Origin of the sequence: Sphingobium sp. R-21, assembly GCF_049913335.1 — a bacterium.
In the GTDB taxonomy this organism is placed as follows: Bacteria; Pseudomonadota; Alphaproteobacteria; order Sphingomonadales; family Sphingomonadaceae; genus Sphingobium.
The window spans coordinates 756,245-773,126 of record NZ_CP184374.1 but is presented as its reverse complement, the minus strand read 5'-3'; the positions used below and the strand labels follow the sequence as shown (position 1 = coordinate 773,126).

Below are 16,882 nucleotides of genomic sequence, written 5' to 3'. Positions count from 1 at the left end.
AACATTTATCCGACGGAAGGATCTATCGTGGCCGAAAAGAGCGGCGCGGACATATTGGTTGAGTGCCTGATCGACCTGGGGGTCGAAGTCGTGTTCGGTTATCCGGGCGGCGCGGTGCTGCCCATCTATGACGCACTCTACAATCATCCGAAGATCCGCCACGTTCTCGTTCGCCACGAACAGGGCGCAACCCACATGGCGGAGGGTTATGCCCGCTCCACCGGCAAGCCCGGCGTTGTCCTCGTCACCTCCGGCCCCGGCGCGACCAATGCGGTCACCGGCATCACCGATGCGCTGATGGATTCGATCCCGATGGTCGTCATCACCGGCCAGGTTCCCACGCAGCTCATCGGCACGGACGCTTTCCAGGAAGCGGATACGGTCGGCATCACCCGCCACTGCACCAAGCACAATTATCTGGTGAAATCGCCCGGCAAGCTGGCGAGCGTCGTCCATGAGGCGTTCCATATCGCCACTACCGGCCGGCCCGGCCCGGTCGTCATCGACATTCCGAAGAATGTCCAGATCGCGACCGCGCCATACCGGAAGCCGGAGAGTTTCGAACATGCCAGCTATCGCCCGCAGACCAAGGCGGACCCGGTCGCGATCGCGAGCGCGGTGGAGATGCTGGCGGCTGCCGAGCGTCCGATCTTCTACACCGGGGGCGGCGTCGTCAATTCCGGTCCCGAAGCATCGACCCTGCTGCGCGAGATCGCGGCGCTGACCGGCGCGCCCGTCACCTCGACGCTGATGGGCCTGGGCGCCTTCCCCGCTTCGTCCCCGCAATGGCTGGGAATGCTGGGCATGCACGGCACCTATGAAGCCAATTGGGCGATGAACAAGGCGGACCTGATCCTTTGCGTCGGCGCCCGTTTCGACGACCGCGTGACCGGGCGGCTGGACGCGTTCGCGCCGCATTCCAAGAAGATTCATATCGATATCGACCGCAGTTCCATCAACAAGACCGTCGAGGTCGACCTTCCCGTCATCGCGGACGTCGGCAGTGCCCTGGCGGACATGATCGCCCTCTGGAAGGAACGCGGGCACAAGGCGGCCGATCTGGGCGAATGGTGGGCGCGGATCGACGGCTGGCGCGCCCGCAACAGCCTCGCCTATCCGGAAAGCCGGGAAGAGATCATGCCGCAGGAGGCGATCGCCCAGCTCTACAAGGCTTCGCGGTCGGCGAAGGATGTCATCATCACCACCGAAGTCGGCCAGCACCAGATGTGGGCGGCCCAGCATTTCGGTTTCGACGCGCCGAACAAGTGGCTGACATCCGGCGGCCTGGGCACCATGGGCTACGGCTTCCCGGCCGCCATCGGCGCGCAGGTGGGCAACCCGGACAGTCTGGTCGTCTGTGTTGCCGGCGATGCCTCCATCCAGATGAACATCCAGGAGATGGGGACGGCCAGCCAGTATCGCCTGCCGGTCAAGATATTCATCCTCAACAATGAATATATGGGCATGGTTCGCCAGTGGCAGGAACTGACCTATGAAAGCCGCTATTCCAACAGCTATTCCGACAGCCTGCCCGACTTCGTGAAGCTGGCCGAGGCCTATGGCTGGACCGGCATCCGCATCGAGGGGCCGCAGGAACTGGCGGCGGGCATTGCCCAGATGATCGACACGCCCGGCCCGGTGATCGTGGACTGCCGCGTGGCGAAGCTCAGCAACTGCTTCCCGATGATCCCGTCGGGCGCGGCACATACCGACATGCTGCTCGACCCCAGCCAGGTCGAGGGCATCATGTCGGACGAGGCGAAGGCGCTGGTGTGAGTATGGCGGCGTGACGCAGCATCTGAAGCTCCGCATCCATGTCAGCGAACCCTTCGATTTCGAAAGGATCGCGGGCACGCCGGACCTCACGGGCTGGACGGTGGACCATGCCGATCCGGAAAATGAGGATTGGGAAGTCCATCTGGACGCGGGTTTCGATTTTCATGAGCGCCATATCGGCCGCCTGCTGGTCAGCCCCCGCTATGTGGGCGAGCATCTGGCGCGGATGTTCGACGCGATCGCGGGCTTCCCGGTAAGGATGGCCCATCGCGACGACGGCGCATGGCACTACGCCTTCACGGGCATGATTTCAGAGCGCCATGAGCGCGAAGAACCGGATAACGGAAACATCTGATGCACATTCAGGAAGAGATTAGCGAGCGGCATGTCCTGTCGCTGACGGTTTCGAACGAGGCGGGCATATTGGCGCGCATCGCGGGCCTGTTCACCGCGCGTGGCTATAATATCGACAGCCTGACCGTGGCGGACATCACCCCCGATCATGCGATCAGCCGCATCACCATCGTCACCAGCGGCCCGCCCAAGGTGATTGACCAGATCATTGCCCAGCTCGAACGGCTGGTGCCGGTGCACAAGGTGACCGACCTCACCGACAACGGCCCCTTCGTCGAGCGCGAACTGGCGCTGGTCAAGGTCGCCGGCGTGGGAGAGGACCGGATCGAGGCGCTTCGCCTGGCCGATGTCTTCCGTGCCAAGGTGGTCGACACCACCATAGAGAGCTTCATCTTCGAGATCACCGGCACGACCGACAAGATCGACAATTTCATCGGCCTGATGCGGCAGATCGGGCTGGTCGAGGTTGGCCGCACGGGCGTCGTCGGCCTGATCCGTGGCAAGGAGCCAAACTAAAGCATCGTGCGCGGTTTTTTGCGCCCAGGGATGCGACAACAGACAACTGGAGCGCGGCGCGCTCCAAATAGATTAGCCCCTCTCCCGCCGGGAGAGGGAGGGGCCCATGCGAAGCATGGGAGGGTGAGGGTGAGATCAGCACATCCCCGCCCGGTGGTTCCCCCTCACCAACTCCGACTGGGGCCATGGGGTCCAAGTCTTCGTATCCTCTCCCTCCAGGGAGAGGGTTAGGATATGAAAAGGAACGTCAAATGAAGGTTTATTACGATCGCGATGCCGATATCGGCCTGGTCAAGGGCAAGAAGGTCGCCATCCTGGGTTATGGCAGCCAGGGCCACGCCCATGCGCAGAACCTGCGCGATTCCGGCGTTGCCGAAATCGCCATCGCGCTGCGCCCCGGTTCGCCCAGCGCGACGAAGGCGGAAGGCGCGGGCTTCAAGGTGCTGCCCAACGCCGAAGCGGCTGCCTGGGCCGACATACTCATGATCCTGGCGCCCGACGAGCATCAGGCCGCCGTCTATGCCGCGGACATCCACGCCAATCTGCGTCCTGGCGCGGCCCTGGCCTTCGCGCACGGCCTCAATGTCCATTTCGGCCTGATCGAGCCGCGCAAGGACGTGGACGTCATCATGATCGCGCCCAAGGGCCCGGGCCACACCGTCCGCGGCGAATATCTGCGCGGCGGCGGCGTGCCCTGCCTGATCGCCGTTCATCAGGACGCGACCGGCAATGCCCATGACATCGCCCTTTCCTATGCCTCGGGCGTTGGCGGCGGCCGTTCCGGCATCATCGAAACCAACTTCCGCGAGGAATGCGAAACCGACCTGTTCGGCGAGCAGGCCGTGCTTTGCGGCGGCACCACCGCGCTGGTCCAGGCCGGTTTCGAAACGCTGGTCGAAGCGGGCTATTCTCCCGAAATGGCCTATTTCGAATGCCTCCACGAACTGAAGCTGATCGTCGACCTGATGTATGAGGGCGGGATCGCCACCATGCGCTACTCGATCTCGAACACTGCCGAATATGGCGACATCAAGACCGGCCCGCGCATCATCACCGAGGAAACGAAGAAGGAAATGAAGCGCGTCCTGGCCGACATCCAGTCGGGCCGCTTCGTCAAGGACTTCGTGCTCGACAACCGCGCCGGCCAGCCCGAACTCAAGATGAGCCGCGTCATCGCGCAGCGCCATCCGATCGAGGAAACCGGCGCCAAGCTGCGCGCCATGATGCCCTGGATCAGCGCCAACAAGCTGGTGGACAAGGACAAGAACTAAGGCATCGTGCGCAAAAGTGGCAACCGATTTTGCGCTTGAAACGATGCTGCAACAGAAAGCTGGAGCGCGCGGCCTGCGTCAGATTTGACGCAGCGCGCTCCAAGCCCCGTCCGCCATTCCGACAGCGGGATGGCAGGTAGACGATCCGGTAACCCTTTGTTTCCGGTTACGGCTCTGGAACAATCGAGGGACGTCGCTTATCGTAGCGGCGTCCCTTGATCGCTTCTGGAGATTGTCCTTCATGCGTAAATATCTGATCCCCGCCGCCGCCCTTCTCGCCGTGGCCGGCGGCAGCGCCGTCATCGCCCAGCAGATGCCGCCCGCCCCCGGCGCGAAGGATGCCACCCGCGTGACCGGCGGCACCTATACGATCGACCCGGGCCACACCCAGATCCTCTTCGCCTATGACCATATGGGCTTCACCAACAATCTGGGCGTCATTGCCGGACCGAGCGGCACGCTGACGCTCGATCCCAAAAATCCCGCAGCGGCCAAGGTTTCGGTCGAAGTTCCGGTGGCGAACCTCAAGACCGGCATCGCTGAACTCGACGCGCATCTGATGAAGCCCGACTTCTTCGATTCCGAAAAATTCGCCAAGGCGACCTTCGTGTCGACCGGGGTAAAGGTGCAGGGCACCTCGGCGGAGATCAGCGGCAACCTGACCATCAAGGGCATCACCAAGCCGGTGACGCTGGACACCGAATTCTACGGCGCGGGCAAGGGGCCGGCGCAGATGGGCGGCAAGGAGAATGTCGGCTTCATCGCCACCACCGCGATCAAGCGCAGTGATTTCGGCATGGGCTATGGCGTGCCGATGGTCGGCGATGCGGTGGAACTGAAGATCGTCGCCGCTTTTCAAAAATAAGCGTTGGCCAGAAATAAACACTGGCCAGCAATAAACATAGTACGCTTGCCCCCTCCCGCCGACGGACGGGGCAAGCGCCTGCCCCTTGCGCTCGCCGGCCGATTCAGGCTATGGCGTGTCCATCATGCAGCGCGCGCTTCTTCCCCTGCTACGACTTACACGCCCTTAGGCGTGGTATTTGTGCTGCTCTTCGCTTGAATGACGCGGCAATCCGCCTAAGGGCATAATCAAGCAGATAGTCGTACCACCGGGCAGGCTGCGGTCGCCCGTATGCAGAGAAGCCATTTTCGTCATGATGCTGACTGATCCCTCGCTGAAATACCGCCCCTTCGCCCAGGTGGACCTGCCCAACCGTCAGTGGCCGGGCGCTGTCATCACCTCGCCCCCGCGCTGGCTGTCGACCGACATGCGCGACGGCAACCAGTCACTGATCGATCCCATGAACGCCGAAAAGAAGCGCCGCTTCTTCGACCTGCTGGTCAAAGTGGGCGTCAAGGAGATCGAGGTCGGCTTCCCCAGCGCAGGCGCGACAGAGTTCGACTTCATATCGGGCCTGGTCCGCGAGGGCGCGATCCCCGATGACGTCTTCCCCCAGGTGCTCACGCAGGCGCGCGAAGACCTGATCGCTACCACCTTCGAATCCCTGCGCGGCGCGAAGAAGGCCATCGTCCACGTCTACAACGCCGTATCCCCGGCCTGGCGCAACATCGTGTTCCAGATGGACCGTCCGCAGATCCGGGAAATCGCGATCAATGCGGCCAAGCTGCTGCGCGACAATGCGGCCAGGCAGCCCGATACCGACTGGCATTTTGAATATTCGCCCGAAACCTTCTCCACGGCCGAACTGGATTTCAGCCTGGAATGTTGCGAGGCCGTGATGGAAATCCTGCGGCCGACGCCCGATCGCCCGCTGATCCTGAACCTGCCCGCCACGGTCGAGGCGGCGACGCCTAATATCTACGCCGACCAGATCGAGTGGATCTGCCGCCATATCAGCAAGCGCGATAGCGTCGTCATTTCGCTGCACACCCATAATGACCGGGGCACCGGCGTGGCGGCGGCGGAACTGGGGCTGATGGCGGGGGCCGACCGCGTCGAGGGTTGCCTGTTCGGCAATGGCGAACGTACCGGAAATTGCGACCTGGTGACCGTGGCGCTCAACATGTACACGCAGGGCATCAATCCGGGGCTGGACTTTTCCGATATCGACGAGGTGATCCAGACCGTCGAATATTGCAACCAGCTGCCCGTCCACCCGCGCCATCCCTATGCCGGCGAACTGGTGTTCACCGCCTTTTCCGGCAGTCATCAGGACGCGATCAAAAAGGGTTTCGCCGCGCAGGAAGCGCGCAACGACCAGATCTGGGACGTGCCCTATCTGCCGATCGACCCCAAGGATCTGGGCCGCGATTACGAGGCGGTGATCCGCGTCAATTCGCAGTCGGGCAAGGGCGGCGTCGCATGGGTGCTGCAACAGGACAAGGGGCTGAAGCTGCCCAAGCGGATGCAGGCCGATTTTTCCAAGGTGGTTCAGTCGCTGGCAGACGAAAGCAGCCGCGAATTGAATGCCGGCGACATCTGGGCCGCGTTCGAGGATCATTACCGCCTGTCGGGCGAGCAGCCCTACAGGTTGATCGACTATAATGAGACCGGCCATGCGGGCGACCGCATCTTCACCGGCAAGATCGCGCACAAGGGAGGCGAGCGATCGATTTCCGGGCGCGGCAATGGCCTGATCTCCTCCGTGCTGGCGGCGCTGCGGGACGAATTGGGCGTCGATCTGGAGGTCGCCGACTATAGCGAGCATGCCATCGGCGCCGGTACGGATGTCGCGGCGGCCGCCTATGTCGAATGCCGCACCCCGGACGGCCGGACGATCTTCGGCATCGGCACGGATACCGACGTGGCTACGGCTTCGGTCCAGGCCGTGCTTTCAGCCGCCAACAGCGTTGCGGTGGGGCGCTAAGGGGCCTCACCATCCGCATGGCCAGCGGAAGGGATGGATTAGAGCGATTTCCAAGCGATCGGCACCGATCGCTGGTTAAGAAATCGCGGAAAACAAGGAAGCCAGAGCGGCGATCTGATTCAATCAGATCGAAACCCGCTCTGGTGGAAGGCTGCTATTGGGCGAGGGCCTTCACCATCCGCTCCCACTGATCGAGCGCCTGCGGAATTCCCGCCACCGGCACGCGCTCGTTCAGCCCATGGGCAAAGCCGTCCTCGCCCCGCTGGAACAGGCTGGATACACCATAGCTCGGCACGCCGAGCGCCCGGAAATAGAGGCTGTCCGTCGCTCCCGCCGACATGGAGGGGATGACCGGAATGTGAGGGTAGCGGGCCGACACCGCTGCCTTCACCGCCTTCAGCACATCCTCCCGCAGGGGTGAGGCGTCGCTCGCCTGCGGGTGGTCCAGCGTGGTGATGGTCGCGCCGGGATCATCTATGGCCTGCGTCAGTTCCGCCTTCGCGACTTCGACGGCGATGCCCGGAAAGATGCGGCAGTTCACATCGACCTTCGCACTTTGCGGCAGGGCGTTTCGCGCATGGCCCGCCTGCGCCATGGTGGCGACGCAGGTCGTCCGCACCTGCCCCACAAATTCGGGATAATCGGACAGCAGGTCCGCCGCTTTCGGGTCGCCTGTCTCGGCATAACGCCGCATCGCCGCGCCAACCGCGCCGCCGATCCTGTCCGCCGAAAGAGCCAATGATGCCCTGGTGAGTTCATTGCGCATCGGCGCGAAGCGATAGGCGGCGATCCGGTCGATCGCCCGCGCCAGGCGATAGATCGGATTGCCGGGCGTGGGCGCGCTGCTGTGACCGCCGGCATCGGTGAAGGCGATCTCGAAATCCGCATAGCTCTTTTCACCTGCCTGCAACTGGTAGAGCACGGCCTGTCCATCCTCGTCCAGCAACCCGCCGCCGCCGTCGCCGTTCAGCAGCATTTCGGCATGCTTATATTTCTCCGCCAGTGCGCGGCTGGTGCGCATATGGCTTTCCTCGTCGCCAGACAGAAGGAGGGTGACCGTCCGGCGCGGCCGCCACCCGGACTTGCGCAAACCAGCCAGCGTCGCCACCATCATGGCGACGTCATATTTATTGTCCTCCGCGCCCCGTCCGAAAATATAGCCATCCTCCTCGACCGGCACGAAGGGGTCGCGCGCCCAGTCCGCCGGATCGACGGCCACCACATCCATATGGCCGATCAGCAGCAGGGGGCGGAGCTGAGGATCGCTGCCCCGGATGGTCGCGGCAAGGCTGGCCGTCTCGCCCAGCGGGGTGATCTCCACGTCGCCTGCCACAAAACCCGCCCGCTGCAGCACCGATGCATAATAAGCGGCGAGGCGGGGAACCTGACCCTCCCCCTCCACCGTGCGGAAAGCGATGGACCTGACCAGCATATCCTTGGCCAATGCCGGATCTCCGGCGGCCTGCGCAGCCGGCGGCAGGAACAGGACCGGCGCGGTGAAAGCCGTCAGAACCGCCCACCATTTCCTCAAATCGCATCTCCTGCTGGATCGGGGCTCATTCTGTGGCATAGTGGATCGCGGCGGCCAATCCGTTTGCTGTCCAGTCGCGGAAAGAGGACATCCTTATCCGCGTTCACCCCCATAAAGAATTGTTTGCGCGCATTTGGCAGCGTCGATCACCATATCGCGCGCCGATCGCCCGAAGGAATAAGGCCATGGCCATCAACTATCGCAGTTTCGGATTCCAGGTCATGGCTGGCATGGCCGTCGGCCTGTTGCTGGGCCTCATGGCGCGCGCCATGGGCGCTGGACCGGATGGCGACCTCAACTGGCTGGCCGCAGCACTCAAGACCACGGGGTCGATCTTTATTTCCTTGCTGAAGGCCGTGGTGCCGCCGCTGGTGTTCGCCGCCATTGTCGCCTCCGTGGCCAATCTGCGCGCGCTCGACAATGCAGCGCGGCTGGCGGGGCAGACCCTGCTCTGGTTCGCGATCACGGCACTGATCGCGGTCGTCATCGGCCTCGCCATCGGCTTGATCGTCCAGCCGGGATCGGGACTCCACGGACAGGCGCTCGCCATCGGCAAGCCCGACTCCATCGGCGGCTGGCTCGATTTCCTCAAGGGGCTGGTGCCCGGCAACAGTTTCGCTCTCTCGGCCAGCACCAAACTGAACGACGAGGGCGCATCCACCGCCCTTTCCTTCAATATCCTCCAATTGCTGGTCCTCTCCATCGCCATCGGCCTCGCCACATTGAAGGTCGGGGAGAAGGCGGAGCCCTTCCTGGCCTTTGTCCGTTCCCTGCTGGCCGTGGTCCGCGCGATCCTGGGCTGGATCATCCGTCTGACGCCGATCGGTTCCGCCGCACTGATCGGCAGCGCCATCGCCACCTATGGCTGGAGCGCCCTTGCCCAGCTCGGTGGTTTTGCCGGGGCCGTCTATCTGGGCCTCGCGCTGGTGCTGCTGGTCGTATATCCGCTGCTGCTGGCGGCAAACGGGCTCAGGCCCCTGCCCTTCTTCGCCAAGGCATGGCCCGCGATCCAGCTCGGCTTCGTCTCGCGATCCTCGGTCGGGACGCTGCCGGTCACCGAAACCGTGACGGAACGCATGGGCGTGGAGAAAGTCTATGCCGCCTTCGCCATTCCGCTGGCATCGACGACCAAGATGGACGGATGCGCCTCCATCTATCCGGCTCTGGCGGCGATCTTCGTGGCGGGCTTCTACGGCATTCCCCTTCATGCGGCGGATTATGCGTTGATCGTCTTCGTCTCCGTCGTCGGATCGGCCGCGACGGCTGGCCTGACCGGCGCGATCGTGATGCTGACGCTGACGCTTTCCACGCTCGGCCTGCCGCTGGAGGGCGCGGGGTTGCTGCTTGCCATCGACCCGATCCTCGACATGGGCCGCACCGCCGTCAATGTCGCGGGACAGGTGCTGGTCGCCACGATCGTCGCCAAGCGGGAGGGGATATTGGACGAAGCCGCTTATTATAGCGACGCTTCATCCGCTCAGGCGCTCGGCTCTTCCATGGCATGAGTACCGACGAGGCCGGTCATTTTGCGCTCCGCTTTTGGCACCGTTTCGCCTAAACGCCCCTCGACTACAGATCGATCGGAACAGAAGCAAAGTGGCAGGACATCAGGTTCACATCATCGGCGGCGGGCTTGCGGGGACGGAGGCGGCGTGGCAACTGGCCCAGGCCGGCGTGAAGGTCCGCCTGTCCGAAATGCGGGGATCGGGCGACATGACGCCCGCGCATCAGACCGATGGCCTTGCCGAACTGGTCTGCTCCAACAGTTTCCGGTCCGACGACGCGGACAGGAACGCCGTGGGCCTGCTGCATCAGGAGATGCGGCGGCTGGGCTCGATCATCATGGCGCAGGCTGAACCGGCCAAGGTTCCCGCCGGGTCGGCTCTGGCGGTGGATCGCCATATCTTTTCCGAAGGCGTCACCCGCACATTGGCGGATAATCCGAATGTGGAGATCGTGCGCGAGCGCGTCGACGCGCTGCCGAGCGAAGGCATGACCATCGTCGCCACCGGGCCGCTCACCGCCCCCGCCCTGGCCGCCAGCATCGGGCAGGCGGCGGGCATCGACCATCTCGCCTTTTTCGACGCGATCGCGCCGGTCGTGCACTTCGACAGCATCGACATGGACAAATGCTGGATGGCCAATCGCTGGGACAAGATCGGCCCCGGCGGCGGCGAAGGGAAGGACTATATCAACTGCCCCATGAACAAGGAGCAGTATCAGGCCTTCGTCCAGGGCCTGCTCGACGGCGAGAAGACCGACTTCAAGGAATGGGAAAAGGACACGCCCTATTTCGAGGGCTGCATGCCAATCGAGGTCATGGCGTCGCGTGGCCCGGAAACATTGCGCCACGGACCGATGAAGCCGATGGGCCTTGACGATCCGCGCACCGGCCGCTGGCCCTATGCGGTGGTGCAACTGCGGCAGGACAATGCATCGGGCACGTTGTGGAACATGGTCGGATTCCAGACCAAGCTGAAGCATGGCGCGCAGATCGATCTGTTCCGCACCATCCCCGGCCTGGAAAAGGCGGAGTTTGCCCGTCTTGGCGGGCTTCACCGCAACACCTTCATCCAGAGTCCCAAGCTGCTCGACGCCACATTGCGCTTGAAAAGCGCGCCGCATATCCGCTTTGCGGGGCAGGTCACGGGTTGCGAGGGCTATGTCGAAAGCGCGGCGATCGGGCTGCTCGCGGGACGATTCGCCGCGGCCGAGATATTGGGCCGGCCGCTCCCGCCATTGCCGCCGCAAACCGCGCTGGGCGCGCTGCTCGGTCATGTGACCGGCAATGTCGAGACGGCGGATTATCAGCCGATGAACGTCAATTTCGGCCTCTTCCCGCCGCTGGAAGACGTGAAGAAGAAGCAGCGCAAGGAAGCCATGACCGCCCGCGCCCGCGCCGCGCTGGGCGGCTGGCTGGGCGAACTTCAGCAGGCCTGAGCGTTGCGCGGCGCCTGACGCGTCAGCATTTGCATTTCGGGGTGGCGGTTCGTTTGGGCGCGGTAGTCGCGAATTCCGCCGGCGTCAGCTTGCCGTCACCATTGCCGTCCGCCCCGGCAAAGCGATCCGAGGTCGCCACCGCCCACTCCTCGAAGGAGAGGAGATTGTCATTGTCCCGGTCGAGCGCCTTGAACGCCTTGACGCGGCTGCCCATCATCTCGACGCGGGTGATGACGCCATCGCGATTGCGGTCATAGCGGCCAAATCGCTTCTGCTCGCGGCTTTGCGGCGACGCTTCGCCGGGCATGGGCGGCGCATCGCCCGAAGCGTCCGGATCACCCTCCGGCAGGACATCGACGGCGGGCGGCGGCGGCGATCCGACCAGGAGCTGGGGCACGGGTTCATTGTTCGCCCGCCCCTGCCACCAGAACAGCCCGCCTGCCGTCATCAGTAATGCGGCCATCACGCTCACCAAAACCCGTCCCAACAGATCCCCCCTATCGCCCGAACAACCCGATGCGCACCAATCGCCAATAGTGCGCAGGGGTCAATCCCGCAGGTGCGCGGCGGCCTTTCTCAATGTCATGACGGGCAAGGTGATAGGCGATCTGCAGCGGACGCCATTGTTTCGTCCAGGGTAAGCTGCCGCCACTTATATAGGTCCGTGCCAGATCGATCGCCTTGCCGGCGACGTCCGGGTCCGCATGATGTCCGGACAGGTCCCAGAGCGCCCATGCCGCCCCGGCGCGATCGAGCCATGGCGGAATATCCTCCTGCCCCGCCAGTGCGCGAAACAGGCCGCTCCCCCGGCCCTCCGCATAGCCGGAAAGATCAAGCTCTCCGATCAACGCTTCCCAGCCGTCCAGCCATTGCGCCAGTCCGTGGGGCGGCAAGGCGGCCAATTGCCGCATCGCGTCGATCAGCGGTTCACCCTGTCCCTTGACCCCGTTTTCATCCGTCAAGGCGTCGTTCCACCAGGCCAGGCGCATCTGGCCGATGATCGGCTCGCTCGTCGTCGCCACCAGTCGCGCGAAACGAGCGTCCAGTGCCCAGACCAGCCGATGCCGGGCAGCGCCAGGCCCTGCATAGGCGCTCAGCAGCGACGGCAAGGGCGCGAGATCGTCGCTCACGGCATGCATCCGACCAGATCGATGAAAGGGGAATGGGCCGACATCATCAGCCTTTCAGGACCGACGGACGGCGTCGGCATTCATGGCCCCGACAAGCGACGACAGAATGCAAGGCGTCGATGGGGAGCGACACACGCCGCTCCCCATCTCCACTTTACCGATAACACACCTTCTTCGCCGCCGCGACGACGCGGGCCGCGTCGATCAGCGCCGCCTTTTCAAGGTTCGCCGCATAGGGCAGCGGCACGTCCTCGTTCGTGACGCGCTGCACCGGGGCGTCCAGATCGTCGAAGCCCTGCTCCATGACCACGGCCGCGATTTCCGAAGAGATCGAACAGACAGGCCAGCCCTCTTCGACCACGACGAGTCGGTTGGTCTTCTTGAGGCTTTCCAGCACGGTCGCCGTGTCGAGCGGACGCAGCGTACGCAGGTCGATGACCTCCGCGTCGATGCCTTCACCTGCCAGCGCTTCGGCAGCTTCCAGAGCGATGCCCACGCCAATCGAATAGCTTACCAGCGTCACGTCGCTGCCCTCGCGGACAATGCGCGCCTTGCCGATCGGCAGGACATAATCGTCCACCTGCGGCACATCGAAGCTGCGGCCGTAGACCAGCTCATTCTCCAGGAACACGACCGGGTCTTCCGAACGGATCGCCGCCTTGAGAAGGCCCTTGGCATCGGCCGAGTCATAGGGCGCGATCACGATCAGGCCGGGCACCGCCGCATACCAGGGAGCATAATTCTGGCTATGCTGCGCGGCGACGCGGCTGGCCGCGCCATTGGGACCACGGAACACGATCGGACAGCGCATCTGGCCACCCGACATGTAATTGGTCTTCGCCGCAGAGTTGATGATGTGATCGATCGCCTGCATCGCGAAGTTGAAGGTCATGAACTCGATAACCGGCTTCAGACCGCCCATGGCCGCGCCCGCGCCAATGCCGGCAAAGCCATATTCGGTAATGGGCGTGTCGATCACCCGCCTGTCGCCAAATTCTTCCAGCAGGCCCTGGGTGACCTTGTAGGCGCCCTGATATTCGGCGACTTCCTCACCCATGACGAAGACGCGCTCGTCACGGCGCATTTCCTCGGCCATGGCGTCGCGCAACGCTTCGCGAACAGTAGTTTTAAGATATTCGGTGCCGTCGGGAAGCGCCGGATCCTTGACGGTGGCCTTCGGTTCGGCAGCGGGCCTGGCCGCGACAGGCGCCAGAGCGGCTTCCGCCTTGGGCGCTTCCGCCCTGGGTGCCGGAGCCGCCTCGCCGCCTTCACCCGCCATCGTCGCGATAACGGTGCCGACCTTCACCCCCTCGGTGCCTTCGGCGATCATGATCTGGCCGATCTTGCCTTCATCAACAGCTTCGAATTCCATCGTGGCCTTGTCGGTCTCGATCTCGGCGAGGATATCGCCGGAACGGACTTCGTCACCTTCCTTCACCAGCCATTTCGCCAGCGTGCCTTCCTCCATGGTCGGCGAAAGCGCCGGCATCTTGATTTCGATACCCATTAATATTGCTCCACCAGCACGTCGGTATAAAGTTCGTGCATTTCCGGTTCGGGAGAGGTTTCAGCGAAGTCCGCAGCGTCGCTGACGATCTTGCGAATGTCCTGATCGATCTTCTTGAGCTCGTCTTCGCCCACGCCGGCTTCGGTGAGATATTTCTTGACGCCCTCGATCGGGTCCGACTTGTCGCGCATCGACTGCACTTCCTCGCGCGACCGGTATTTGGCCGGGTCGGACATGGAATGGCCGCGATAACGGTAGGTCTTCATTTCGAGCAGGATCGGCCCGTTGCCACCCTGGACCCATTTCAGCGCTTCTTCCGTTGCGCCCCGTACCGCGAGCACGTCCATGCCGTTCACCTGGATGCCCGGGATGCGGAAGCTTTCACCCCGACGGTAGAGCTGGTCTTCCGCCGAGGAGCGGTTGACGCTGGTTCCCATGGCATATTGGTTATTCTCGATCACGAAGATGATCGGCAACTTCCACAATTCGGCCATGTTGAACGATTCATAGACCTGGCCCTGATTGGCAGCGCCGTCGCCGAAATAGGCGACGCAGACGCCACCGTCATTATTGTACTTATGCGCAAAACCCAGGCCCGCGCCCAGCGATACCTGCGCGCCGACGATGCCGTGGCCGCCGTAGAATTTATGCTCGACGCTGAACATGTGCATCGAACCGCCCTTGCCGCGCGAAATGCCGGCTTCCCGTCCGGTCAGTTCCGCCATGATGACATTGGGATCGATGCCATAGGCCAGCATGTGGCCATGGTCGCGATAGCCGGTGATAACGCTGTCTTTGCCCGGCTGGAGCGCTGACTGGATGCCTACGGCAACCGCTTCCTGCCCGATATAGAGGTGGCAGAAGCCGCCGATCAGCCCAAGACCGTAAAGCTGGCCCGCCTTTTCCTCGAAACGGCGGATCAGCACCATTTGCCGGTAAAATTCGAGCAACTCCTCCTTGGTGGCTTCATAATCCTGGGGAGCGTCAGGGCGAGGCCGGTTGTGGTCCGCGCCGGCGGCGGGTGCAGCCGCCTTTGCCTTTGCGCGTGAAGGACGCGGCGTCGTTGGTTTCGCCAAGGTTCTTATCCTTTTGCGTGGGTGGGGATGGAAGGAAGGGCGATATAGCGGGAGTCCGCCCCGAATTGCAACGCGGCTTGGCACTCAAAAGCGCGGCAAAGCGATCAATCAGCCGTCCGGACCGTCAGTTGAGCGGAACGATCACTTCATCATGATGAACGACGCCCAGCTCCCGCCGGATCAGTTCGTCGGAAAGATCGGGATCGACGCGCCGGGGATCGAGCAGGTCGACCCGGTTCTTCAATTCCTGCCGGTGGGCCTGAACCTGCTTCAGTTCATCCTGCGCATGGTTCAATTGTCGCTTGTAATCGCCCCAGGCCAGAACGCCGTTGGAGCCAAGCACCACATAGCCCGCGAAGAAAAGAAGAAGAAGAACCGCAATCGCCGGGCCAAAAGCCGAGAAAAGCAACATGCGGAGTTTCGCGATATGCGCCATGGACCAGTTGAATCACAGGGACGAACCGGCCGCAAGCAAAATCTGCGTTGCTTGCGGCCGGTCGCCGAATTTATATTCAGCGGAAGATCGAACGCCCGGCATAACGCGCAATATCGCCCAGCTCTTCTTCGATCCGGATGAGCTGGTTATATTTGGCAAGCCGGTCGGAACGGGCGAGCGATCCGGTCTTTATCTGGCCGCAATTGGTGGCCACGGCGAGATCGGCGATGGTCGCGTCCTCGGTCTCGCCCGAACGGTGCGACATCACGGCGGTGTAGCGCGCCCGGTGCGCCATGTCGACGGCGGCCAGCGTTTCGGTCAGCGAACCGATCTGGTTCACCTTCACCAGCAGCGAGTTCGCCAAGCCCTTGCCGATGCCCATTTCCAGCCGCTTCGGGTTGGTCACGAACAAATCGTCGCCCACCAGCTGCACCTTGTTGCCGATCTTGTCGGTCAGCGCCTTCCAGCCTTCGAAATCATCTTCGCTCATGCCGTCCTCGATCGACTTGATCGGATAGTCGGCGCACAGGGCGGCAAGATAATCGGCCATTTCGACCGGGCTGAGCGACAGGCCCTCGCCCGAAATCTCATATTTGCCGTTCCTGAAGAACTCGGTCGCTGCGCAGTCCAGCGCCAGCACGACATCGTCGCCCGGCTTGTAGCCCGCCTTTTCAACCGACAGCATGATGAAGTCGAGCGCGTCGCGGGTCGAGGCGATGTTGGGCGCGAAACCGCCCTCGTCGCCGACCGAAGTGGCCAGCCCCTTGTCGTGCAGGCCCTTCTTGAGCGTATGGAAGATTTCCGAACCGATCCGCACGGCGTCCGCGATGCTTTCCGCACCGACCGGCATGATCATGAATTCCTGGAAATCGATCGGATTGTCGGCATGTTCGCCGCCGTTGATGATGTTCATCATCGGCACCGGCAGCACATGCGCATTGACGCCGCCGACATAGCGATAGAGCGGCAGGCCGCGCGCGTCGGCGGCGGCCTTCGCCACGGCCAGGCTGACGCCCAATATCGCATTGGCGCCCAGGTTCGACTTGTTCTCCGTCCCGTCGAGCGCGATCATCGCCGCATCGACTTCGGCCTGATCCTCTGCATCCAGGCCGATGATCTGCTCGGCAATCTGGTCATTGACGGCAGCGACAGCGGCGAGCACGCCCTTGCCGAGATATCTGGCGGGGTCGCCATCACGTTTTTCCACCGCTTCATAGGCGCCGGTCGACGCGCCCGACGGCACGGCGGCACGGCCGAAGCTGCCATCCTCCAGCATCACGTCGACCTCGACGGTCGGATTGCCGCGGCTGTCCAGAATCTGGCGGGCATGAATATCGAGAATGGCGGTCATGGTCGCTCCTTGGAGTGGCTCTGGGGACTGGCTCTGGTCGCTTTTCGCGCCCCGCTTAGCCACCACCTCCCCGCTTGGCAATGCGGGGGCTTGCAAGGACTCGAAAAATGCCGATGCTCAAAATAGTAACGGCAACGGAACTGTGGGCGGTGGCGAAGCATTA

At 63.2% G+C, this 16,882-nt stretch carries 15 protein-coding genes; 8 read left to right on the top strand and 7 right to left on the bottom strand.

What is annotated here, in order from left to right; genetic code table 11:
• Nucleotides 1-27: 27 nt before the first annotated feature.
• The 6 genes from ACN9MX_RS03625 to leuA all read left to right on the top strand — a co-directional run bounded on the left by ACN9MX_RS03625 (nt 28) and on the right by leuA (nt 6,748).
• On the top strand, nt 28-1,776 hold the full coding sequence (locus ACN9MX_RS03625) for an acetolactate synthase 3 large subunit (protein ID WP_363734989.1): 1,749 nt from the start codon (nt 28-30) through the stop codon (nt 1,774-1,776).
• A 10-nt stretch (nt 1,777-1,786) separates the two neighbouring features.
• Nucleotides 1,787-2,131: a hypothetical protein gene (locus tag ACN9MX_RS03620; protein WP_133651933.1), complete on the top strand. Its 345-nt coding sequence runs from the start codon at nt 1,787-1,789 to the stop codon at nt 2,129-2,131.
• Nucleotides 2,131-2,646 carry an acetolactate synthase small subunit gene (ilvN, locus tag ACN9MX_RS03615; RefSeq protein WP_133651932.1) on the top strand — a complete coding sequence of 172 codons (516 nt, stop codon included), beginning with the start codon at nt 2,131-2,133 and terminating at the stop codon, nt 2,644-2,646. Before ACN9MX_RS03620 ends, ilvN begins: the two co-directional genes overlap by 1 nt.
• 251 nt (nt 2,647-2,897) lie before the next feature.
• Entirely contained in the window at nt 2,898-3,917 is a 1,020-nt protein-coding gene (gene ilvC / locus ACN9MX_RS03610; RefSeq protein ID WP_133651931.1) for a ketol-acid reductoisomerase, read from the top strand.
• Between the two features lie 241 nt (nt 3,918-4,158).
• The gene (locus tag ACN9MX_RS03605; RefSeq protein WP_363734991.1) at nt 4,159-4,782 is read left to right on the top strand and encodes a YceI family protein; all 624 of its coding nucleotides are present in this window, start codon (nt 4,159-4,161) and stop codon (nt 4,780-4,782) included.
• 292 nt (nt 4,783-5,074) lie between these two features.
• On the top strand, nt 5,075-6,748 hold the full coding sequence (gene leuA, locus ACN9MX_RS03600; protein ID WP_363825550.1) for a 2-isopropylmalate synthase: 1,674 nt from the start codon (nt 5,075-5,077) through the stop codon (nt 6,746-6,748).
• A gap of 154 nt (nt 6,749-6,902) precedes the next feature.
• Here leuA and ACN9MX_RS03595 read toward each other — a convergent pair whose 3' ends face one another.
• Complete coding sequence (locus ACN9MX_RS03595; protein ID WP_414714613.1) at nt 6,903-8,279, bottom strand: M20/M25/M40 family metallo-hydrolase; 1,377 nt, start codon at nt 8,277-8,279, stop codon at nt 6,903-6,905.
• A 185-nt stretch (nt 8,280-8,464) separates the two neighbouring features.
• On the opposite strand from ACN9MX_RS03595, the gene ACN9MX_RS03590 reads away from it, so the two are divergent.
• Together ACN9MX_RS03590 and trmFO are read left to right on the top strand one after the other, a co-directional pair.
• Entirely contained in the window at nt 8,465-9,784 is a 1,320-nt protein-coding gene (locus tag ACN9MX_RS03590) for a dicarboxylate/amino acid:cation symporter (protein WP_363825549.1), read from the top strand.
• A 91-nt stretch (nt 9,785-9,875) separates the two neighbouring features.
• Entirely contained in the window at nt 9,876-11,219 is a 1,344-nt protein-coding gene (gene trmFO, locus ACN9MX_RS03585; RefSeq protein WP_363825546.1) for a methylenetetrahydrofolate--tRNA-(uracil(54)-C(5))-methyltransferase (FADH(2)-oxidizing) TrmFO, read from the top strand.
• A gap of 22 nt (nt 11,220-11,241) precedes the next feature.
• Here the strand turns inward: trmFO and ACN9MX_RS03580 are convergent, their stop codons facing one another.
• The 6 genes from ACN9MX_RS03580 to eno form a co-directional block, all read right to left on the bottom strand.
• Nucleotides 11,242-11,706, bottom strand: a complete 465-nt coding sequence (locus ACN9MX_RS03580; protein ID WP_133651925.1) for an EF-hand domain-containing protein — start codon at nt 11,704-11,706, stop codon at nt 11,242-11,244.
• A 10-nt stretch (nt 11,707-11,716) separates the two neighbouring features.
• On the bottom strand, nt 11,717-12,358 hold the full coding sequence (locus tag ACN9MX_RS03575) for a hypothetical protein (protein WP_363825544.1): 642 nt from the start codon (nt 12,356-12,358) through the stop codon (nt 11,717-11,719).
• 145 nt (nt 12,359-12,503) lie between these two features.
• A complete protein-coding gene (locus ACN9MX_RS03570; protein ID WP_363825542.1) occupies nt 12,504-13,856 on the bottom strand; it encodes a pyruvate dehydrogenase complex E1 component subunit beta in 1,353 nt (450 codons plus the stop codon).
• Complete coding sequence (gene pdhA / locus ACN9MX_RS03565) at nt 13,856-14,932, bottom strand: pyruvate dehydrogenase (acetyl-transferring) E1 component subunit alpha (RefSeq protein ID WP_133651922.1); 1,077 nt, start codon at nt 14,930-14,932, stop codon at nt 13,856-13,858. Before pdhA ends, ACN9MX_RS03570 begins: the two co-directional genes overlap by 1 nt.
• A gap of 124 nt (nt 14,933-15,056) precedes the next feature.
• The gene (locus ACN9MX_RS03560) at nt 15,057-15,368 is read right to left on the bottom strand and encodes an FtsB family cell division protein (RefSeq protein ID WP_363825539.1); all 312 of its coding nucleotides are present in this window, start codon (nt 15,366-15,368) and stop codon (nt 15,057-15,059) included.
• A gap of 76 nt (nt 15,369-15,444) precedes the next feature.
• Nucleotides 15,445-16,719, bottom strand: coding sequence for a phosphopyruvate hydratase (gene eno / locus ACN9MX_RS03555; protein WP_363735002.1), 1,275 nt, complete (start codon nt 16,717-16,719; stop codon nt 15,445-15,447).
• Between the last annotated feature and the right edge of the window lie 163 nt (nt 16,720-16,882).